The sequence below is a fragment of the Haloarcula sp. R1-2 genome, assembly GCF_011627385.1.
GTDB classification, from domain to species: domain Archaea; phylum Halobacteriota; class Halobacteria; order Halobacteriales; family Haloarculaceae; genus Haloarcula; species Haloarcula marismortui.
Window position 1 is genome coordinate 112871 of record NZ_JAANTG010000005.1, and the last position, 20992, is coordinate 133862.

General features: G+C 55.2%; 20 protein-coding genes and 3 pseudogenes. 12 read left to right on the forward strand and 11 right to left on the reverse strand.

The annotated features are described in order from the left end of the window. Window positions 1-421: 421 nt before the first annotated feature. The gene (locus G9C82_RS18410) at window positions 422-667 is read left to right on the forward strand and encodes a UPF0175 family protein (RefSeq protein ID WP_004966840.1); all 246 of its coding nucleotides are present in this window, start codon (window positions 422-424) and stop codon (window positions 665-667) included. Next, window positions 657-1148: a DUF3368 domain-containing protein gene (locus G9C82_RS18415; protein WP_127014948.1), complete on the forward strand. Its 492-nt coding sequence runs from the start codon at window positions 657-659 to the stop codon at window positions 1146-1148. Before G9C82_RS18410 ends, G9C82_RS18415 begins: the two co-directional genes overlap by 11 nt. On the opposite strand, the gene G9C82_RS18420 is transcribed toward G9C82_RS18415, so the two are convergent. The 5 genes from G9C82_RS18420 to G9C82_RS18440 form a co-directional block, all read right to left on the reverse strand. Then, the gene (locus tag G9C82_RS18420; protein WP_127014949.1) at window positions 1149-2168 is read right to left on the reverse strand and encodes a hypothetical protein; all 1020 of its coding nucleotides are present in this window, start codon (window positions 2166-2168) and stop codon (window positions 1149-1151) included. It abuts the gene before it with no gap. Window positions 2169-2231: 63 nt separating this feature from the next. Further along, window positions 2232-2813: a hypothetical protein gene (locus G9C82_RS18425; protein ID WP_127014950.1), complete on the reverse strand. Its 582-nt coding sequence runs from the start codon at window positions 2811-2813 to the stop codon at window positions 2232-2234. Between the two features lie 266 nt (window positions 2814-3079). Continuing rightward, complete coding sequence (locus G9C82_RS18430) at window positions 3080-3574, reverse strand: hypothetical protein (protein ID WP_127014951.1); 495 nt, start codon at window positions 3572-3574, stop codon at window positions 3080-3082. A gap of 11 nt (window positions 3575-3585) precedes the next feature. After that, window positions 3586-3789 carry a hypothetical protein gene (locus G9C82_RS18435; RefSeq protein WP_127014952.1) on the reverse strand — a complete coding sequence of 68 codons (204 nt, stop codon included), beginning with the start codon at window positions 3787-3789 and terminating at the stop codon, window positions 3586-3588. 408 nt (window positions 3790-4197) lie between these two features. Continuing rightward, the gene (locus G9C82_RS18440) at window positions 4198-5121 is read right to left on the reverse strand and encodes a glycosyltransferase family 2 protein (RefSeq protein ID WP_127014953.1); all 924 of its coding nucleotides are present in this window, start codon (window positions 5119-5121) and stop codon (window positions 4198-4200) included. Window positions 5122-5163: 42 nt separating this feature from the next. Here G9C82_RS18440 and G9C82_RS18445 point away from each other — a divergent pair, with 42 nt between their 5' ends. Together G9C82_RS18445 and G9C82_RS18450 are read left to right on the forward strand one after the other, a co-directional pair. Further along, window positions 5164-5586 (forward strand): winged helix-turn-helix domain-containing protein, encoded by a 423-nt coding sequence (locus G9C82_RS18445; RefSeq protein WP_004966848.1) that lies wholly within the window; start codon window positions 5164-5166, stop codon window positions 5584-5586. A gap of 1 nt (window position 5587) precedes the next feature. Further along, window positions 5588-5899, forward strand: coding sequence for a hypothetical protein (locus G9C82_RS18450; RefSeq protein WP_014030769.1), 312 nt, complete (start codon window positions 5588-5590; stop codon window positions 5897-5899). Between the two features lie 124 nt (window positions 5900-6023). On the opposite strand, the gene G9C82_RS18455 is transcribed toward G9C82_RS18450, so the two are convergent. Continuing rightward, the gene (locus tag G9C82_RS18455; RefSeq protein WP_121304067.1) at window positions 6024-6932 is read right to left on the reverse strand and encodes a type II CAAX endopeptidase family protein; all 909 of its coding nucleotides are present in this window, start codon (window positions 6930-6932) and stop codon (window positions 6024-6026) included. 434 nt (window positions 6933-7366) lie between these two features. Next, window positions 7367-7459: pseudogene (locus G9C82_RS18460) on the reverse strand (IS1595 family transposase); the annotation flags it as partial. Window positions 7460-7784: 325 nt separating this feature from the next. Between G9C82_RS18460 and G9C82_RS18465 the strand changes: the two are divergent. The 5 genes from G9C82_RS18465 to G9C82_RS18485 all read left to right on the forward strand — a co-directional run bounded on the left by G9C82_RS18465 (window position 7785) and on the right by G9C82_RS18485 (window position 14182). Continuing rightward, on the forward strand, window positions 7785-8525 hold the full coding sequence (locus G9C82_RS18465; protein ID WP_049939207.1) for a hypothetical protein: 741 nt from the start codon (window positions 7785-7787) through the stop codon (window positions 8523-8525). 44 nt (window positions 8526-8569) lie between these two features. Further along, the gene (locus G9C82_RS18470; protein ID WP_127014954.1) at window positions 8570-10363 is read left to right on the forward strand and encodes a spermidine synthase; all 1794 of its coding nucleotides are present in this window, start codon (window positions 8570-8572) and stop codon (window positions 10361-10363) included. Next, window positions 10363-10842: a DUF2617 family protein gene (locus tag G9C82_RS18475; protein WP_127014955.1), complete on the forward strand. Its 480-nt coding sequence runs from the start codon at window positions 10363-10365 to the stop codon at window positions 10840-10842. Before G9C82_RS18470 ends, G9C82_RS18475 begins: the two co-directional genes overlap by 1 nt. 15 nt (window positions 10843-10857) lie before the next feature. After that, window positions 10858-11799, forward strand: coding sequence for a hypothetical protein (locus tag G9C82_RS18480; protein WP_127014956.1), 942 nt, complete (start codon window positions 10858-10860; stop codon window positions 11797-11799). A gap of 76 nt (window positions 11800-11875) precedes the next feature. Further along, window positions 11876-14182, forward strand: a complete 2307-nt coding sequence (locus G9C82_RS18485; protein WP_127014957.1) for a pentapeptide repeat-containing protein — start codon at window positions 11876-11878, stop codon at window positions 14180-14182. Between the two features lie 264 nt (window positions 14183-14446). Here the strand turns inward: G9C82_RS18485 and G9C82_RS18490 are convergent, their stop codons facing one another. Further along, window positions 14447-15259 carry a hypothetical protein gene (locus G9C82_RS18490; protein ID WP_127014958.1) on the reverse strand — a complete coding sequence of 271 codons (813 nt, stop codon included), beginning with the start codon at window positions 15257-15259 and terminating at the stop codon, window positions 14447-14449. Between the two features lie 57 nt (window positions 15260-15316). After that, window positions 15317-15595, reverse strand: a complete 279-nt coding sequence (locus G9C82_RS18495; protein WP_127014959.1) for a hypothetical protein — start codon at window positions 15593-15595, stop codon at window positions 15317-15319. Window positions 15596-16603: 1008 nt separating this feature from the next. Between G9C82_RS18495 and G9C82_RS18500 the strand changes: the two genes are divergently transcribed. The 3 genes and pseudogenes from G9C82_RS18500 to G9C82_RS20760 form a co-directional block, all read left to right on the forward strand. After that, window positions 16604-17884, forward strand: a complete 1281-nt coding sequence (locus G9C82_RS18500) for a Cdc6/Cdc18 family protein (RefSeq protein WP_127014960.1) — start codon at window positions 16604-16606, stop codon at window positions 17882-17884. Between the two features lie 89 nt (window positions 17885-17973). Beyond that, window positions 17974-18150 carry a nitrate ABC transporter ATP-binding protein gene (locus G9C82_RS18505; protein ID WP_127014961.1) on the forward strand — a complete coding sequence of 59 codons (177 nt, stop codon included), beginning with the start codon at window positions 17974-17976 and terminating at the stop codon, window positions 18148-18150. A gap of 222 nt (window positions 18151-18372) precedes the next feature. Beyond that, a pseudogene (locus G9C82_RS20760) lies at window positions 18373-18672 on the forward strand (site-specific integrase); the annotation flags it as partial. Window positions 18673-19057: 385 nt separating this feature from the next. Here the strand turns inward: G9C82_RS20760 and G9C82_RS20765 are convergent. After that, window positions 19058-19300: pseudogene (locus G9C82_RS20765) on the reverse strand (IS110 family transposase); the annotation flags it as partial. A gap of 674 nt (window positions 19301-19974) precedes the next feature. Further along, window positions 19975-20769 carry an IclR family transcriptional regulator gene (locus G9C82_RS18520; protein ID WP_127014962.1) on the reverse strand — a complete coding sequence of 265 codons (795 nt, stop codon included), beginning with the start codon at window positions 20767-20769 and terminating at the stop codon, window positions 19975-19977. Window positions 20770-20992: the final 223 nt, after the last annotated feature.

Here is a 20992-nt window from a genome sequence, read left to right on the forward strand (position 1 = left end):
TAGTTAACACGCAGGTGTAGTGAACGGATAGTTCATCTCGATTGCAGCGAAAGGAATACGATTCGTATCGTTCTATGACATCCTCGGTCGTAACAAAAGTATAGCTGTCCGAGTGCGAAGCCAGCCAACTCTTCAACAATGCCGGAGACACAGAACGGCGGGTTACAGTATCATTTGCCATACAGTCTGGACTCCGCTCGAAGGCAGGCGCTGTCGTACTCATGATCTCCTCTGGCTCCGAGGGAGACACAAAACCTCAGCTGTTCACCGGTCGGTCATGGACGTCGAACACGAATCGTATCGTAGCCAAATTGCCCATCTACGAGAACAGACGTTTTCGACCGCACAGGTGAGACTACACGACGCGATATGCGAATAGCGCAGCCAAACACTCAATAATCGGGTTATCCAACAGACGAGTATGGCTACTATCGAAATTGACGAGGAGGTGTATGAGGCGCTCCAAATTCCTGAGGGAGAGCGGCCGCAGGCAATGAAACAAGAGTTGGCTGTCTCGCTTTACGCACGTGATGTCCTTTCGTTCGGGAAAGCGCGTGCATTGGCAGAACTGTCCCACCGAGAATTCCAGACATTACTCGGAGACCGCGAAATCCAACGCCATTACACCGACACTGAACTTGCTGAAGACCTCGACTATGCCGAATAACGAGCTTGTAGTCTCGGACACGTCACCGCTGCTGAATCTTGCACTTATCGACCAACTCACCCTTCTCAAATCGCAGTTTTCGAGCATCACCATTCCGCGTCAGGTGTGGGACGAACTCACTGATGGAGAGGCAGGTGTAGACGCGCTTCGCTCGTTGCATGACGATGAGTTCCTGACGATTACCGAGGTCGAACAGTCGCACCTCTTCACTGAAATCTTCCACGAGCTGGATCTCGGGGAAACAGCTGCTATTTGTCATGCCATCGAGCACGATGCTGACCTCATCCTTTTGGATGAAAAAGACGGTCGACAGGTCGCTCGGAGACACAACCTGACCGTAACGGGAGCCATCGGAATACTACTCCGCGGAGCCAATGCTGGAGACATTGAATTAAAACACGAACTTGACGCCCTTCGTGACGCTGGCTTCTGGATCTCTGATGAGCTTTACTCAAAAGTCCTCTCTGAAGCCACAGAATAGCTACCGTTCCCACGGGAAGAAGCCATGGCGCTCGCGATAGGCACTGATCTGGTCCTGAAACTCTTGTTCCTGGAAGTCTGGCTCGTCGCCGTGGATATCCTCCGGAGAGACGCCGTCGGGAAGATGCTCATAGCCCGTGACCTCCGCCGTGTCATCCTCTTGGTCGGGCTCGTGTCGGTGCTGTCCACACTCCCTGCAGGTCCAGATCAGCCGGTCAAGGTGTGAGTGACACTCGAAACCGTCCAGCCCGTGTGATTCGTGTCCCGTCACGGCGCCACACTGCCGACAGTGGAACCCGATCCCGATTATCTCCGGTTCGGCTCTTGCCTGATGGCGCTTCACAACGCCGGGAACAAGCCAGTACGTGCCGTCGTCCTCCCGGAACTCATCCGTGAGCTGCTGGAACTCCGAGCGGTCGGTGACCGGCGACCCGTCCTCGAGGTAGATCCGTGGCTGGACGTCGTCCCCATTCCCGCCCCAGTTGGTCTGCTCGTCGGTTGTCTCCAAGAGCGCCTGTCCGAGTTCCTCGTCGATCGTGGTTTCGTTCGGCAGGTCGGGCCAGCCCTTCGTGAGAGTGGCGGCTGGCTCGGTGCCGAAGGCTACTCGACACTTCACGGTTCCATGGGAGACGTCCTCGCCGCTTGCGATGCTGTCGGAAACGGAGAAGGCCGCAGCGCCGAGGGCTCGTGCATGGAAATCAGTGTTCGCTTCGACGAGTGCGAGTACTACCCGACCGAACGTCCACTCCCCAAGTGGACTACTACCTTGATCGTCGGAAGGAATCTCTGAGACGCCGGTTTGAGCGCAGAACGGACACTGGCGTTCATCCCGTGGGATATCCTGTCCGCAGGTTCTGCAGGTACGAGTCTCATCCTCTGTACGGTCGGGATAGCCGGTGGATTCGAGGACTCGTTCCCGTCCGTTCTCCCTCGTTTCAGGATCGGAACTCGCTGCGCCGCGGATATCCGCGGGGTCGTACTCAGGATTCCGGTCAGTCACACACTTGGTTGCGTTCGTCATGGTATTTAAACTCCAGCCCCGAGGGAAGCACAAACCGACAGAGACCAAGACAGGACGGGTTGACTACTCGCCGTCCGTGCTGTCTGTCACTTCTGCGATGAACGTGTCCGTTGATCTGTCCAGATCGTACTGGTTGATGAGTTCGAGGGCAGCCAGCGCTGCGCCTGTGTCTACGACGCCTGCGGCGAGCAACCGTTTGAGACGAAGGGTGCCTTTGTGGGCACGGTCGGAATCTGAACCTCGCATCTGGGAAAATTCCATGAGGAGTCGTCGCCACGCAGTCGCCGAGCCGGTCACCGTGAGATTCCAGTCCGGGGCTTCATATCTAGAGGACGACTGCCGGCGGCAGTGGCCTTCAAGTCTGTCGAGCAAGTCGTCGATGATCGTGCCCTTCTCAACGGTCCGTCCGTGTATGGCGTAGTCTGGGTCGACGAGATTGCGCCACTCGTCGTAGGAGTCGATATCGTACTCGACAGCTAGCTCGACCTCGACTGTTTCGAGACAATCGGCCTTTCCGGGTTCATTCACTCGTCGAAGTCGATCTGCGGTCCCCTCGGCGTGGACTGTAAGGTCTGGGAACTGCGCTTCGCTGGATGCTGATTGCTGTTCTCCGGTCTGATCGCTGTTGGTGGTCTTCGATGCCATGGGTACTGTCGGGACGCCCTCACTGGACCGCCCCGCACCCGACCGGGGGATCAAAAAATGAGTCTTGGTCTATAATATCAGCCACTGAATATAGTTTCTTCACCTGTGGAGACGAGTGAAACAGCCGCAAGGTAGACCTGCGAATTGACCGCCGAGAGTTCTACCAACTCAGAGAGATGTTCTGATAGCCGTGCAAGATACGACGCGCATATTCAGCATTACCGCCCTTCGCTCAAGCGATGTCCTCTCGAAATAAAAGGCGCCCTTCAGAATCCGCGCTCGGCAAACGCTTCCTGTGCCCGTTCGTATACTGTCACTCCACCGCTCGTGTAAAGTGACGGGAGGTTCACGCGGCGTTTACAGGTTGTTCCCCCGTCAGTGTACCTAATGACGAGTCGAGAACGTGTCAGTCCCTTCATGCCATCTGTTGTAGAGACCTGCTCAATAGTAGCAAGTCGAATTCGGTCTGGTGATCGGAACCCACATGCGTAATTCACCGCCCAGAGTACGAGGATCAACCCGCCAACGACGGCGATGTGGAGGAAGCTGCCACCGCGGACCGCGCTGACTACCCACCAGATGCCGATTGGAAACGCAAACAAATAGCCGACAAGGGCACTGCTGGACCACCACGTTCCGCGCTGCCAGTAGTCTCGGTAGAGTGACTTAATGTACCCCCAAAACGACTCCTCGAAGTACACGTAATCCTCGGTGAACCGTGCTGTGCCGCGTTTCGTCGGGAACGACTCTATGGAGCACACGCTTCACCCGACTACTCAGAAAGGTCCGCATAGAGTCGAGTAAACCCGCACTCCGGACAGAGGTATGCAGAAAGTGGGGCTTGATACCCGACACCGAGGCGGTCGAGGATACCGTCGTCTCTCTCAGTTTCGATGTAGAGGTCACCGACGCCTTCGGCAGTTACGTTTGTCTGCTCCATCAGGACATCACAATCCGGACAGGATCGTTCGCTCATGTCTCAGTATCGTGTTTCGCTCATCATACGCAAAAAGACCTAGCCGCTGTTTCATTGGCTGAAATGCTACTATCGGCATCTCCCTACGTTAAACACATGCTCTGGCTCTGTATGCAGCACTCGACTTCTATCAATCTTGAACTCTGGTTTGCTTGGATGGGTCTCACGGTTCTCGTCGGGTTTGTTGTCGCTGTACTGGCGGCTACCGGTGAATGATTGTTGCTGACTACAGCTTCCGGGTCCACGATGTTCCTGACAGAACCAGGGTAAATCGTTGCCATTGTGCTATACAGAGGGGGTATGGCGTATGTTCTAAGGCCAGCATACTACGGCTGATTAAACAGCCAGAGAGTCAAGCAGATTTGGCAGGCACGGATATCTGCGCAGATTAACGTGGCCCAAAGGACGCTACTCGTTCAGTACTTTAACATCAAACTTCGAGTGCCAACAGTACCGTCGCCCTCCCCAAACAAATGTGTCCCGGGCGAAAGCATACAGCCCCAAGGGGACAGCGGCTACAAGTGCTGGTACCGTTAGCAGTAGCGAGGCTCGTCGAACCCCGAAGCTAGCACTGACACCGGCTGTCAGTACCGTTAGTACCACCGAGAGGAGCGGGAAGAAGACACAACCGATGAGAACGGCGACCAACACACCAAATGAGAGTTTCGCTACCGTTGGATCATGCGTTGAGAAAATCTGGTTGAACCGGATATGTCGTTCAAGTGTCTGCCGGAGACTTCCACCCATTGGCACCCGGCGTACGCGTTGAACTGATGTCACACTAATGTGTTCCCCGAGGAGACCATCGTCGCTGATCGTCTGGCGGAGCTCCGAAAGGAACCTTTCCTCGTCAAGATCACTTCTGTCAAATATGACAGCCCCGCCCCAGGCGTGGTCACCCATGTATGTCCCGAGCGTGCCCCCAAGGACATAAACAGGCTCTAACAGGACTGCAAGCGGATCTTGACCGACGAACGCCGGCAACTCTGTTGTCGGGCCGTATTCGGCGTAGTCCTTGTGGAGGCGGTCAAGCCAGTCCGGGGGGTGATGAAAGTCATCGTCGGTCCAGACAAGACGGTCGTGATTGGCGGCTTCCATCCCAGCGGCAATAGCATTTGCTTTCCCGGAACACCCGACAGGGTCGCCAGCAGGGATGAACTGGACGTTCTCCGAGAGCGGTTTTCGGTCCACAACCGGGTCGTCCTTGCTATCGTGGATGATGAGGAGTTCGTCTTCGGGACCTAACTGTGCGGCGACGTCGTCGCAGGCGGCGGTCCAAGACACCGTCGGGAGGAGTACACTTGTTGGCGTGCGTGTCTGTCTGTTCGACATCCCTACTCGAAACGTGAGCGCGGATATGGATGGTAGTTTCTTATGACTTCTCTGACTGAAGCCAGACAGAAAGCCCAGAACGGCACAACCTATATTGACGAACCAAGAGATGGCCCGCTTACAGTGTCCGACGTGCGAGATCCTGAAGCACTCGCAGACCTGCTCGGTGACGAGTGTGCGCGCACGATTCTCGTCGAGGCGAAAAAGAAGCCTCGCTCGGCGGCAGAGCTCAGCGACTGCGCCGGGGTCTCGGAGCCGACAGTCTACCGCCGACTCGAACGGCTCCGAGAGTACGATCTTGTCACCGAAGATATCCAGCCAGTCACCGATGGGAAGAATTACAAACTCTATCGGACAGAACTCGATGGCATCGAACTCGATCTCAGCGAAGACGGCTTCGACATCACGGTCTCGCGTCGGGACCGGATGGTCGACCGCTTCACACAGTTCGTAGAGGGTAGCTGATATGCTCGCCATACTCCAACTCGATCTCGAAACGTTACGAACAGTCCGCCAGGTCAGCGAGATAGTTCCGATGATTCTTGGACTGGCAATCAGTTACCTTGCCTACACGGCGTACCGGCAAAACCGGAGCCGCCCGATGTTGTACATAGCGATCGGATTCATACTGGTGTTGTTCGTGCAGGCTCCGCTGGCCCTGATATTCATTCACATTCTGGAACTCCCCACCCCGCTACTCAATAGCCTCCTTCAGATTCCTGAGTTTGCCGGCCTGGGACTGATTCTCTACGGCTTGTGGACCCCGCGGCGGGACTGATACCGCCTGTCGAACATTGAACTTGACGATTGGGTCAGGGCGTCACACAAATTTTTGTAGTCAATTGCCGGTCATCGCCGGAGACGGGGTCAGGATGACCGGTAATTCGTTACAAAAGTCCGTATCAGTCGGACGGTTCAGTTCCGTGTCCATCGCTGGAGGGATTACCGGACACGGCTCCGTCAGTCGACCGGGAACCCGTCCAGCGCGGCTGGACGGCTTCGTTGTGTGAAAGCGTTTCAGGACCGTAGCGGACGACAAACAAGGTAGCGAGGACCCCGAACGTGCCGGTCAGAATCGCCGCGTATGGGACCGGCACTGCTGCCGCGCCGCCGACAGCCTGCCCGGGGACGTTCACCGCGGCGTTGAGCGTCCCGTGAAACAGTACGGCACCGAGAACAGATCCGTCCGACGCGTTGTAGTACCACGTGAGGATGACCGCAAAACAAACCACGCTGGCAGTGTACAGAACCGGTGAGTGGGGGTACACGTCGTAGACGAACATCGGGACGTGCCAGAGTGCCCAGACGCCACTGACGAGAACACTCGCGGTGAGCGCACTGAACCGCCTCTGGAGATGTGGGAGTGCGAATCCCCGCCACCCGAACTCCTCGTTTCCACCGGTGAACAGTGTCGCCAGCACCAGATTAAACAGGAAGAGCGGGGCCAGTTGCCCAAGGGAACTGCTGTCGGGAAGCCCCACGAGTGAGAAGACGACGACAGCGACTCCGAGGGCTCCGACCACCGGGACGGCGATTGCGAGTCCGTACCAGCGGAGTGGTCGTCGCCAATCGAAAATCGTCGCGAGCCAAGCGCGGACTGATTCACCACGGAGACGCGTCACGACCGCTCCCGCGGCGCCAGGGCCGAAGGCTCCGAGGACTATTCCCAACATCCCCAGTCCCGACCGTGCGGTAGTTATCGAAAACGTCGCAATCCACACCGTCCAAGAGAGTCCGATTGCCAGTGCGGAGAACACCACAACCGGATGTTCGTTGATGAGTCGTGCGAGCAGCGAGCGGTTCGATTCCATCACGCTCGGAGAAACGGCTGGAATACCTATCAGGGACGCCGGCCGGCTTCATTCGCTGAAGTTACCGTCCACTCTTATACTACCCGTCAGTTGAACATTGCCGAATCGGGATATCTGCTCCCAGGAACGCTTTGACGGTACAGAATCCCAATCTGCTCTAATAACAACTGGTAGTATATACTTAGGGTCCGGATAGATTGTGAGCGAAATCGCAGGACGGCAGAAATTAATTCCCACAATTACTCTTGACGGTCAGTATAGCTTGAACCCCACTTGCTCTCAGTGAGCAGTTCTACTAACGGACCGATTCATCCGAGTTAGCACGGAATCGATAGTGACGGTTCGCTGTACTTAATCTCTACGCTCATATGAAGCACGTTACTGGTGAGTCAGAGAACGGTTCGGACGATTTCTTTGAGAGCTTCTCGACCAGGTTAACGTAAGATTCGGCGGCGAATTCGGAAAGCTTTGAGATATGGCGTGAACTTATCTTTTGAGACGCCTCGGTGCGGCGAGAGCCACGCGTCGCACAGAGCCGCCTCGGGCGCTGTCTGTCGAAGGTGCTGCGCAACGTTTTCGTACTCCCAGCACTCTCTCGGACGAATCGTTCGAGTTTCTCTTATTTGATGTCTACCATGCTTGCGATTCCTGCGATAGATTTGTTGCTCCTAGGTCGGATGAGTCCGTGAAAGTACTGCGTCCCGCGACGCCACGTCGTCTCACAGTTTCGCCACGAGAGCCGACGGCTCGGGGATTCGTCTCTATTCACTAGTTTCATGCGCGGAAGAGTATCCTTACGTGAAACACGCTTTTGAACAAAAAACATTTTACATACACCCACAAAGGCCTGCTGTGGACCGACGTAGATTCCTCCATGGCGCAGCCCTCCTTCCGACAGCCGGTCTGGTCGGACTCTCTGGCTGTAGTAGCTCAGAGAGCCCGCCACCACGCCGGTCCCGAGTCCTCAGCACAGTTACAATCGATAGCGCCCAACTGCTGGCTGAGCTCGTTGACGACCCGTGGGTAGCCACCAGACGAGACGGCGTCCCAATCAATGGACAGAACGCGCAGTCACTCGACAGCAATGCCAAGGATTCACCGAGTGGACTGTCGGTCATCGGCTCGCTGAGTCCCGTTGGAACGGCCCAAGCACAGAAAGGCGGTGGTGGCGGTGGCCGCGGTGCTGTTGGTCGTGGCCGAGGCTCCTCCTATTCTGATGCGCCTCGTACTGGACGAGGCCGTGCCAAGTACCACGGTGGCGCCTACGTTGGGACGTGGTACGATGACCACGATGACGAGGTGCGCCGGGCCGAAACCGAAATCTCCGAGGTGGGCATTGCCCGCATCGGCCCAGTAAGCGACACCGACGAGGAGCTGCCTGCGCCAGGGCCAGTTTCGTGGGATGAGACGTGGCAAAATCCCGACGATACAGTTAGTATCGACGTCACGAACGCAGGCTGGTACCGAGTCGGCACGCACACTACCGCAGCCGACGGCACTAATCTCGGCTGGGAGGCCGTCGATGTCCTCGTCAAGGACGACAATGATACCTACAGCATAGCCCAGAAGTGGAAGGTCTCACCCCGAATTTGACCCGCAGCTCGCCCGTCCGCCGTTCGTCGCCCTGAGTCCCCCCAATGACACCACGACCGCACCATCCGCGCCACAGCGTCCCGCTGCTGCACGCGCTCACGTTTATCGTTGCGCTGTGTAGCTTTGCGTACGAACTCGTCTTTGCCGAGCTCTACACAGTTGTCTTCGGCGGGAGCGTCACTCAGTACGGCCTCACCATCGGATTGTTCTTTTCGTCGCTGGGGCTAGGATCGTTCCTCTCAGGCCGATTGGAGACAGACCCCGAGTCGAACTTCTTCCGTGTCGAAACGTACCTCGCCGTCGTTGCACCGCTTGGGTTCCTCCTCGTTATCCTGCTCGGAACGCTCAGATACCCCGCTGCATACGCGCCACTAGTCGGCGCGATTGCCCGGCTCCCGATTGTCACAATCGGGTTCCTCTCAGGGTTCGAGTTGCCGCTGTTGACCACACTATCGGAATCGGTTCGGGATACGGCGCGGCCCCCCTCCAGTATCGCCCGCGGGGTTCGGCGACTCACCAGCCATCTGAATCGGGCCTTTGGAGTGGTGTTGGGCGCCGCTTTTAGCATCAAGCGGCGAGAGGGCAAGCCGAGCGACCCAGCCGATGAAACAAGTGCCTATGCAGCAGTATTGGGCTTTGACTACCTTGGCGGGTTAGTCGGCTCACTTGTCTACGTGTTCTTCCTCTATCCGGCAATTGGACTCATACCGTCGGTGTTCGTCCTTGCGTTCCTGAACGGCGTCGCTGCGCTAATCTTCGCGAGCACGACGGCGAACACACACAGACCAACGCTTCGAAGCCGACTCCCACAGCCAGTAGGATCAACGGGGAAGGCGCTGTTCGCAGTCTGCCTGCTCGTCACAGCAAGCACGGGCGCCGCGGCTGTCAACGCGGGCCCGGTTGGCGAGGACGTCTCTGAGTACTACTTCGAACGAGAATTCGAGTTGGAGTACGCTCCGGGGGCGATGGACGTTGCTGTCACAGACACGTGGACGACGAGGTACCAACGCGTCACGGAGTACAACCGAACGTGGACCGGCAGCGGCGACAACCCGTACTTCGGTGCCACCACGGAACACTGTCTCAGATTGGATTCCGCTGTCCAACTCTGTGAGTCGTGGGCAGACAGCTATCATCAAGGGCTCGTCGACGTCCCGCTGTCGATGTTCGAAAATAGTACTGACACGAAGGTTCTCCTCATCGGTGGGGGCGATTGGGCGGCGATGGACCGACTGCAACGACACGGGGTTAGTGTCGACCACGTCGATATCGACGGCGAGTTCATGCAGCGGGCGAAGACCGATCCGTTCCTTGCGCAGTACCACGACGGAGCCTACCGATACCAAAATAAATCGACGCGCGTGCAAGACGCGTTCCAGTACCTCGAGCAGTCCGAGCAGCGCTATGACGTAATCTTGCTGGACATCCCTGGGGCGACCGACGACGACCAGCTCCCGCTATACTCTGTGGAGTTTTACAGTCAGCTGCGCCAGCATCTTACAGCAGACGGCGTGATCGCGACGTGGACGTATTCACGATACAGCTACGCCCAGCACAGAACCGCGTACTACAACACGGTTCACAAAGCCGGCCTGACGAGTGCAGCACCGTATTTCGCATGGGAAGATATTGACGCAGATGGCGAGACAGAGCGCGTCGAGCGGTTCACACTGCTCGCACCGGCACCGCGCGATTCGCTTTCGCCACATAACGGCACAGCATACATGAACCGCTATCAGCACCGCTACCAAGCGGTCGAGTGGGTAGACACGCCGAGATACGCCGGTGTCCGGCCGAATAGCGTGTTCCATCCAAACTACGATATCCTCATTAAATAATGGGCGACACAACACACCAGACCACGACTGAACTCTATCTGGCACATCCTGATGTGCCGCCGTCGTTCAACGCGATGGATGTAAAGCAAGCGCAGACGCTCCCCTTCTGTGGGGAGACAGCTACCTTCCGCGTCATCGGCAACTCACACGCCGTTACTGCCGACTCGCTCGGGTTCCATGAAATTTGCTCGTGCAAACCCATCTCCGAACAGGATGCCGAGGTAATTCCGCTCGAACAGGGCTGTATGGACTCACTTGCGAGTCCACACGGTGTGTCTAGTATGGCAATGACTTTCCCACTATCGGAATTTGACCCGGAAGCGGACTACGACCTTTGCTACGAGTTCGGGCCACGTGCCTATACGGCGATCACGACCGACGACAGAACGTTCGAGACGTACCACACCTACCCAGAGCACGACTTGCTGGTGGTTACCACCACAAGCATCGCGCAGTACTGGGCCCCGACTAGCATCTAACGGACCGATTCACACATGAGCGAGTACACAGGCGACGTAACTCTCAACGGCGGCATAGAGACACCGGTTCGGATGTCCGGACTGGAAGACATGTATGTACAGCCCGACTCGATTGACGGCGATCTCGACTTGCGGAACGTCGAGTACGTCTTCACCGGCGTGCCAATCACACCGGCTGCTGACGTGGCTGACCCGGTGACTGATATCACCGGTACGCTGGAGGATGGCTACACGGAACCGGATGGCGTCCATGGTGACCTCGCGGTTGGCACAGCCGAAGACGTGTTCATCGCCCACGGCGCTGTCGATGGGGCACTCTCGGCGCGTGGCCCCGAACAGGTCTTTGACGCCGGCACAAGCGATGCGCCGTCTCGTGACCCCGCAACCTACGACGTCACGGTAAGTGGCTGGCAACAACAGCGAGAGGTAACGGATCCCAACACTGGGGTCGTTCTCTCAGGCTGTCAGTCCACCGTTAACGTGACAGGCGCGACAGGCAGTGTCAGCTGCTATCTCATTGGGACGAACAACGAACTCATTGTTCGCGGCGATGCCGCTGTCGAGGTCCATATTGTCGGTCGGGACAATCGAGTCGACCTGGGTCCCTACATCGACGTCGACACGGCCGTCGAAACCGGGTTCGACAATACGATCGGTGTGCAGCCGTTTCCGGCCGACGATCTCATTGAGACGACCGAAGACGAAGCGTACAGTGCGGTCACGTTCGGCCGCGCGAAGGTGACTTATCAGTCGGTTGCCGAGGATGAGGACTGGTGTCGAGGGTGTGGTGAAGCCGCTGATGCGATCATCGAACGCCGACAAAAGGAGGCGTTCTTCATACTGGGGACGCCAATCATTACGTACGAAGAAGGGCGCGGCAGCTACGAGTGCGAACACTGCGCACACTCCGCCCCGGATACATCGCTCACTCCGGAGGAACGGCGTGAGATTTTTTGAACGACTATGCTCCAAATAAACAATCACGCTACTGAATAGCTACCCCAATGCCCAGTTCACTCTCCCCTAGCGACGTATGAGCTCAGTCCCCGACGCCGAGACATGTTCGTATCGCTTTGACCCGTCAAACGAGACAGACGCGTATATCGAGACAACATGGGAGTGCCCACACGAGTCTCACGCAGAGAGCGACAACTGCATCTTCCATATGTCGCGTGCCGAGCGCCGGTCACTCGATGTGACCGACGACGATATCGTGCAGACACTCCGTGAGAACCTCACCTCTCAAGACCCGCGAAGTAACGAGTACGTCGGGGCCGACCTTCCCACAATGTCGCTCACATATCAGCAAATCGACGGGGCGACAAACCATCTGCTCAACTTCCAACATGCCGATATTGCGGCACTAGACATCACCCACGGCCACATTGCGCAAGGAATCAATCTCCGGGAGGCCACCATTGGCAGTCTCAAACTCGACGATGCCATCCTATCGGGTATTCTTGAGGCGACAGCAGTCACGGTCACCGACGAATTCTCGGCGAATGAGACGACGTTCCACGAAGATGTCCGCTTTTCTCAGGCACACTTTCACGGTCGTGTCGACTGCGATGAGGCGATCTTCGATGAGGATACGAGCTTCCGAGACGCATCATTTACCGGGGAGACCTCATTTCGGAACATCACCGCACGTGGCTCCAGCCACGAGTTAGACGATCATATCTCCTTTGCTGGCGCTCACTTCGAGTCAGCCGCATTGTTCAATCGCGCAGCGGTTGAGTGTGCGACGTTTGCCGACACGCAATTCGACGATGATGCGACGTTTACCCACGCGATATTCGGCGATGACACCACATTCGCGACTACAGAGTTCCGCCGGTCAGCAACGTTCAATGAGGCCACGTTCAACGAAGACGCTACGTTTACCGACATTACTGTCGATGGACGTGCCAACTTCCGGGGAACCGAGTTCAATGGCGGCGCCCGTACCGTTGAAGATGATATCGCATTCGACAATGCGCATTTCCGTGGGGATGCTGATTTCAAGCTAGCCCGGTTCCGGTACGCTGATTTCAGCGAAACCACCTTCGATGGGCGGCTCAACCTCGACCGTGCGGAGTTCGAAGCCCGGGTCGACTGCCATGATATGCACGTGCTCGGCGACCTCTGTCTCGACCGGGCGGTGTTCAGCGATCCCGTACACGCCCACGACGCCACCTTCGAGGGCTCTGTTAGTGCCTTCGAAACGGAGTTTTACGGCGACGCGGATTTCGTGAACGCGACCTTTGGTGGGCCTGCGACCTTCGATGAAGTGCGGTTTCACGAGGACGTGAGCTTCAAGAGAGCGACGTTCAAGTCCGAAGCCAGCTTCGTGGGTGCGCTCTTCGAGGGGGAAGCAAAATCGCTCGAAGATAACGCTACATTCGAGGAGGCGGTCTTCGAGACCAACGCTACGTTTCGGGAGGCTACGTTCACGAACCTGTCTCTATGGGATACCAGGTTCGCGGTCGAGGTTGATTTCACCGGCGCGACCGTTACTGGTGAGGTGCATATCCGCCTCCACGCGCTTGACGATGATATCTATATGAATTTCGTCAGCGCGAGTATTAGTGGCGGCCAAATCGTCGAACCCGGCGATTCCAATATTCCATTCGACTTCACCGAGGCCACGGTCGGAAACGTCCAGTTGGGAAGCGAGAACGGGTCCGGTGAACTGCTTGATCAGTTTCGGTTCTGCCGTACTGACTTCGACCATTTCGACTTCTCGGATCACCACTCGTACTTAGAGCGGAACGACTGGGTTCTACACGAGTTCAGCGGGAACAACGCGACTGGCGATTTCAGCGTGGAAATGACTCCCGAGGTGATTGAAGAGACCTACCGGAAAGCAATGACGAGTGCCAACGACGTCGGCGATACGCCCGCGAGTCGCGAGTTCGAATACAAGCGGTTCCACTACAACCGGCGAAAAAATCTCAGTCTCATCAGAGACGAATACTCGCTGGACGCAACGACGAAGGCAAAGAAGGGGGCTAGTGTCGTCCTGAACCGTGTGATGCAGTTTACTTGTGGCTACGGGAATCGACTCCCGCGGATTGCTGCGCTTACGTTTCTTCTTCCACTCGTATACGGTATCTTGTATGTCTTCGGAGGCCCCTTGGAGACTGGGGCAGGCGTTGTCTGGAATGCCGAGGACCAGCTGGCAGTAATAGGAAACGGCATCTACTACTCATACATTTCCTTTTCTACCATCGGCTACGGCGGAATCGGTCCTATCGGGTGGGGAGCGAAGCTCCTCGCGGCGAGTCAGGGGATGCTCAATGGACTCCTGTTCACGCTGCTCACGTTTACCCTGTTCAAGCGGGTGCTTGGTGGGAGTTAGCCACGCCAGAAAGGTAGTTGAACGCGTCCACCGAGCACTGAAGCTACCGAAAACCGACCCCGCCAAGGTACAATCCGTTAATTGACACTGAACAACATATTTGATCCAGCACTGCCATCATCAAACCACTACTGCTCACGCGTGCATACACACCACCGCTTCCGGTGAAAAACCACCAGACTACAGTAGTATTTACACTCGAAACACGGTGTGGTGAACCTGGGATGTGACCATACTCAGCGCAGGAATGACCTACACTTCAACTCACTCTATCGGTTCGACCTCGAAGGTCAGCAGATGTGATCGAAGACGGGCGTAGGCCCCGTCCCCGTCAGTGGTGACGTAGTACCGGTTCAGCCGGGCCTCGCGAGGATTGCCGTCGTTCTCTTGCCACTCTTCCAGAGTAAACTCAAGCGCCTCCAACTCGCTGTCAGCGTCTTCAAAGACGGCCGCGACCGATGGCGTCCCGTGGTTGTCAGCGACGTATGCGACCTTGACAGCGTCGTGGTTGGCGTCAAGTCTCTGCCAGCCATCGAGTTTGTCTGGCGGGTCCTCGGCGAACTGCTCGATTTCGCGCTGGGTCAGTTCGGCTTCTGCGGCGTCGCGCCATGCTTGCTTGATGTCCTCGGCTTGGGACCGCTCGATCTCCTGAAGGACGTCGCTGTCAATACAGTCGGCGGCCCACGCAAGCACGGTCTTGGCCTTCTTGTGCTTCTGCTCGGGTTCGCCGTTTAGCTGCCCGAAGTTCATCTCTTGGGGAGACATCAAGAGAACATGAGAGCGCCAGTAGCCGGGGCTAGCATCGCATTCCTCGTCGGCATTGGGAGCCCACGACTCCATCGAGGTCCGGACTTCCTCGTGGTGTCCGAAGCCGGTTCGGACGCCGCCGGCACGCAGGATTCGCTCCGCAAGGTCGATGGTTCGCTCGCGCTCGTCAGCGGGCGCTTCATCGGGGCGGTCAACGTCGGCGTAGAATGGCAAGCCGACTTTGCTGATGATCGTCTGTTTGTAGTTTGGGATAAGCAGCGGTTCATCGACGAAGATCGGGTCGAACGGTGGTTCGGTTGTCGGCAACATACTGGAAAGCCTCCAGCCATGGAGGCGACACAAAATTGCGTTGGGGCGGAGTCCGATCTAGAGGTACTGGTCGGCGATGTCGCCGTGGTTCCCTTCCAGGGCTTCCCAGTCCGCCATCGCGTCGTACTCTGCGCGGATCTCACCGTCTGACTGCATATCGTCGACGAGGGCTTGGACTTGTTTGTCGATAGAAGCGTTCTGCAGGTCGCGCTCACGAGCGACAAACTGGATACCACAGAACGAGCGTCCGTCTGCTGCGAGCTGCCAGAGTAGGAGCTTTCGGTTTTGGTAGGTTGCGAGTTCGGTCAGTAATGCATCGTCTGGTGGGTTGGACATCGTGTGGAGCCTCCGGCTGTGAAGGCTGCACAAAACGAATATAGTGGGCAATAGCTCAATCGCCTACATGATGTATTAGAACAAACAGGAGGCCTGAGTTCAGTTAGATATACAGATATCTCACGTGGTACAGGGTAAGCGACCTGAATAATTTCAGCTGCGATGTTAGCTTTAATATGTCTCTTTTGATGAGAGTCTCCAGAGGAGATTTCCAACGCAAACACGCTACACAGGCGGCGTAATTCAACTCTGATAGTGCCCGTCTGCTGTATCGGTCGTGGAGAAGTGGGACCCCCCGGTTTTCACGAGAGTTAATATGGACCAGCTAACCGGAATTTTGTTCCCCACCCCCCACATTTCACGAGAGTTTAAGAATAGCAGCGCAGCTCCTAACTCATGAAATGTGGGGTGTAGTTGAGCAGAGCAAGTCATCAATTGTGTAGTAACTCAGAGAAAGCACGGAGTCTAGATAGTGAGTGGAGAGGGACTGATGATCTCTCAGGGAATCAAATACAGAGCAGCGCGACCGTAGATTCCTATGAATATAACCTACTAGCGATGGATATTGTTTGTTGACAACGATAACTGACCCATGGGAAGTTGGGGTCTCCTTGCTGCCTTGCTGAAGAGAAGAGACAGGTAGATATCTCCCCCTCCCCCCATATTTCATGAGAGTTGCTGTAGGGGAGGGGAAGGAAGAAATAATGTCTGACGCTTCTTGCTGAGTTTCCACTAGAGAATTAAACTGAACCTAATGTACTACGGATTCTATTCTAATCTATCTGTATTAAATCTTCTTCTCACTCAGAGTTTCATTTTGCCCTCTCTTTCCCTCCTCTCTAACGATACTCTCGTGAAATATGGGGGGCGGGGGTTGGTGCAAAACGTCCCAGCTCGTGTGAAAACCGACGCATATGTCTCATGAAGCAGTGGGGGCATCTCGTGAAACAAATGAGTCCCATGAAGCGGTGGTTTTATTTCACATAGATTGTATCTATCGGGTATACGATGGGACTCGAACCGTTCTCTCCTGACTCCACTATCTTCCGAGACGAATCGGTCCTACGGGACGGATATCAACCTGCCCGTCTTATTGAGCGCGACACAGAACTTGAGCAGTACCAGAGTGCGCTTAAACCTGTGATTAACGGTGCGCCGCCGAAAAACCTATTTTTATATGGCCAGACTGGAGTCGGGAAGACACTATCTTCGAGGATGGTCGTTGAACGACTGATCGAGGATCAGCAAAATATCGACGGTGTCGATGTTCAAGTAATTGAGTTAAATTGCAAATCGCTGAACAGCAGTTACCAGGTGGCTGCAAACCTCATTAATCAATTTCGTCCGCCAACCGAGCAAATCAAACCGACCGGGTATCCGAGCGGGATGATCTACAATATGTTGTTCGATGAGCTGGAAGCACTCGATGCAACACATTGCTTGATCGTACTTGACGAAATTGATGCTATTGGGAATGATGACGACATCCTGTATAAGCTTCCCCGGGCGAACGATAACGAGAACGTTGAAGATACACTGGTTGGGGTGATTGGCATCTCGAATGACTTCACGTTCCGCGATAACCTCTCAGCTCGTGTGAAGGACAGTCTCGCTGACGAAGAGATCCATTTTCCACCGTATGATGCGAACGAACTCGGGAACATCTTGAAACAGCGTGCTGGTGAGGCGTTTCACGATACTTCGGCTCAGCGACTTGATGATGGCAGTTATGAGTTACAGTCTGATATTTTGGAGGGCGATGTGATTCCGCTGTGTGCAGCGTTTGCCGCACAAGACTCTGGAAGTGCCCGACAGGCGCTGAAGCGATTGTATAAGGCTGGAGATCTGGCACGAGATGAGGAGTCCGACGTCATCACCGAAGCGCATGTGAGACAGGCAGACGAGATTGTTGAGCGCGATAAAGTGCGCGACGAATTAACCCGCCTGCCAACACAGAGTAAACTGACTCTCTACTCCCTGTTACTGTTGGAGCGGGAGGATGAAACGCCGTCCAAGCGTAACCGAATTTATGAGCCGTATGTAATGGCTGCAAAGCGTATCGATGCGGATGTACGGACTGACAGAACGATTCATGACCGGTTGTCACAGTTGACGCTGAAAGGATTCCTGGACGTAGATGAACAGAATAAGGGCCCCAAAGGGGGCTCATACTATGAGTACGAATTTTCGATTCGCGCGGATTTGGCACAGGAAGTACTTCAAGAGGACGAGCGGTTAGCGGAGTTGTTTGCTACAGACGAGACATCGACGACGTTAGACTCGTTCTGATTCTATCGTATTCCGGATTAACCAACAACAAGATCGGCTACAATTGGTTGTTGGCTAATACTCATTTTGAAACGAAGAATATCATAGGCATGGCCAACGGGATTGAGTTACTCGGTTTTCCGGAGTTGTCCATTGGCCTCGTAGATCCAGCCACAGTCAAGAAGCCGATCGACTGCGTATACAGCATCAGCGTGCTCTTCAATATTCTCGGACTCAGCCAGAAGGAACTCATGCGCTTCAGTCCTAGCGAGTTCGTCAGTACCTGAGGTATACGCTCTCTCGAGCGTCTGGTAGGCACTTTGAACCCAGTCTGGGAGCGGGGGTTGGCCTGTGTGTTTCATAGCTACAGTCCGTCAACTATCACTATCATTGAGAGCCTGCAACTTTACTTCCCCGGAGGGTTGGATATGCAATTCTGATTTCGAGGCTGAGATACTCTGAAGTACGCCGCCGCCTTCGGTGAAGCACGAAACGTTCGCACGAAGAGTGCCACCGGCGAGCATGGCGACGAGGACTGGATCGGGATCGTTCCCACTGACGACGACCCCGACCCGACCTTCGCCGTTCTCAACGAGCGGTTCTTCCGTGAGTAGGCCCGCCACCTCTCCAGCGATCGGGGACTCCAGCAGAACACGGTCCAGACCTACTACGCGTATATCTTGGCGTGGTGTGGCTGGTGTGTGAACGAGGGGTATCTCGAAGCATACTACGCCTAGCGGGCGACCGCAACCGCACCGCTTCCCGAAGACGTCGGCCGCAAGCCCGGCGATCAGCAGACCTGGACGTCATAATAGCGCCACACACTCACTCGTCACCTTGATGAGCAAGCACGTGAAGTCATCGAGTCAGTTCTACTCAACCAACAACCTGCTTCCGAAGAGCGATTATATTATTTAGAGCGTTTCGTCTATTAATTACTTGGCTTGTATTGACCGCTACCGGGTCAGAATGTATCAAATATTGAGGGTTTTACCTATGGAAACGCTGCTACCTAGACAAACCACCGTTTTCGACAAAATAGTTGCGCTGTCCTGGACTCTGCTGTTCTCCCGTCCGGCAGGCGGTCGATATCTTCAGGCGGTGCGGTCGCGGTCTGGCGATAGCTGTTGCTAACGCTGGCCCCGACCGGCCACTAAGGGCCGCCCGCCCGGCGGCCCTCGGTTCCCTCCTGTATGAACTCACATCAGGCGGGTTGTATACTTCGCCCCGGTCTAGCATGTGGTAGATCGACACCAGCATTTTCCGAGCGCAGGCGACGATTGCCTTCTGTGAGTTCTTCCGGCTAGCTAGCCGCTCATAGAAGCGGCTCAGGTCCTCATCGTTACAGGTGTGAACTGCTGTGTTTGTAGCCTGGACGAGCAACTACCGGACACGACCCGATCCACGTTTCGAAATACTCCCTTCGATCCGCGAGTCTAGAACGCGAACCTCTTCGACGATCTCCCCAGCCTCATCCATTACTGCCACCTGTGCGTACCGTTTGTGGACATCAATTCCGAGGTATATGGTTTGTTCACCCGGGACGCCAGTGCGTGAAGCAGAGATTCACCTATTCGGGCTTTCCCGGATGCCGGGGGGCCGCGGCATCCGGGCTGTAACGCCCATGACTCGGCTTCTTTCGCACACGGACCAGTCAACAGAACGTGCTCTGTGGCACAGAAATCCTCTCGGTCTCTTGCGCCCCATATCTTGTTTCACGCTCTCTTAGGGTAGCAGCGTTTCCATCAAGTCAACAGAGCCATTTGGGCCCAAATTATCCCAACTTGATAATCATGCTCAAAAGAAATCTCAGAAGGAGCTATATTTGAGAATTTTAACACTATAATCCGCTATTCTAGACTCAAGTTTGGAAAACCTCCTGTATTTATAACTATCTTTTTATTTATGTGGTTATAGAAGGGGTAACATATATCTAAATATAAATCTCTCTATCGAGGATTCGTTTATTACTAGCGTGTGTTTATAACAATTGTACGCCTGTTATCTACGTGTATCTGATTCCCGAACCGGGGTGACTCCGAAATGATTACGCAAGTCAGTTTAGTATTCGATACCACGTTCAAAATGCTCGAACGTTATCTTCGGAACAGTCATGAACGACTGCTCATATTGATATTGACTTCGATGACGTTTGCTGAGTTAACGACTTTTTCCGGGAGCGTTTCCTCGAAGCGTTCCTCTTGAAGGACACTTGTTGGTCCAGAGACACTCAGTGATCCGAGTACACCGCCGTCGGGTGTCCGGATCGGTGCCCCTATCGCCCGGAATCCTTCGATCTCTTCCTCATCATTATATGCATACCCGCGTTCGTGGATCGTTGTCAACTCTTCGAATAGCGCATCGGGGTCGGTTACGGTATTCGAAGTCCGCTCGGGTAGTCCATGACGGTCAATTATCTCATTGACGCGCTGTTTGGGGAGAAAGGCCAGTATCGCCTTCCCCGAAGCGGTATAGTGCAACCGATCTCGCTGTTGGGGTTTTGAGGTCTGGTACTCTCCGCTGACGCTCGTATCGCCTTTCACCTGATAGAGGTTGATAGCACGCCCGCTCTCTTCTGTGACGATGTGGACGTATTGACCTGTTTTATCGGCGAGCTCATCGACCTGTGGCTTTCCGTGGCGATACAGTGGATTCCGACTACGGACGTATTCGCCGAATGCGAACAGTCTGAGCGCGAGCTCGTATTTTCTGTCACGCTTCACGACGAGCCCGTTCTCTACCAGGGTCATCAAGTGGATGTGAGCGGTGCTTTTCGAAATATCGAGTTCAGTCGCGAGTTCTGTCACACCGGCCCCATCTAGCTCTTTGAGTGTCCTCATCACCTGTGAAGCCGTCGAGACGGTCTGCAACGTCCGCGGGCCGTCATCATCACCGGTTTGGGGCATATTTCGGGATTCACACCAGACGGTCTTATATGTTCGCATATGTTGAACATAAGCCCGGTAAATACATTGTATAGTGGGAATATCGACCAAAAGTCACGGCTTCTAGCACTCCTTCTCGGGTATAGTGGACAAAGTGGTACACAGTTGTGAGACACTCTGTTCGCACATATTGAACCGATGACTTCTTTCTTAGAAATTTAAGGATATAGTGTTCTGATTAAGG